General features: G+C 72.6%; 1 protein-coding gene. It reads right to left on the minus strand.

The annotated features are described in order from the left end of the window. On the minus strand, window positions 1-494 hold a 494-nt coding region (locus tag AX681_RS21815; protein WP_231734867.1), incomplete at its 3' end, for a FecR family protein. Between the last annotated feature and the right edge of the window lie 27 nt (window positions 495-521).

Raw genomic sequence — 521 nt, forward strand, 5'->3', positions numbered from 1 at the left:
AACCCGGCAACCGCCTCGCGCAGCGGCGTTGCCTCGAACGAGAGCATGGCTCCCGGCCAGGCGGTGTCGGCGGGATCGGCGGCGACCGGCGGCGAAGGCGCCTTGCCAGGTGCATAGACCGATGCTTGGCCCGGCACGAGCATCCGGCCCGGCGCGCCGCGTGCGATCACCGGGTCGGGACGGACCTCGACCGAACCGCGCAACAGGACGACGCGGACAAGCCCCGGGCGGAGCGCGACGTCGAAGATCGTCCCATGCGCGATGACCGTCCCGCCGTCCGCGCGCACCGCGAACGGCCGAGCGCTATCATGCGCGACATCGAACCGCGCACGTCCCTTGAGAAGCTCGAGCTGGCGCTGGGACGCACTATAGGCGACCCGCACGGCGCTGCCCCGATCGAGCGTGACCCGCGAGCCGTCCGCCAGCGTCACGGTCCGAACCGCATCGGCGTTGCTGGCATAAGCGACCGGCGCCGCTGCCGGGTCCGGTTGCATGCCGACCCGCAGCAACAGGCCGCTGCC

Source organism: Sphingomonas sp. CCH9-E2, from assembly GCF_001557215.1.
Taxonomy (GTDB): Bacteria; Pseudomonadota; Alphaproteobacteria; order Sphingomonadales; family Sphingomonadaceae; genus Sphingomonas.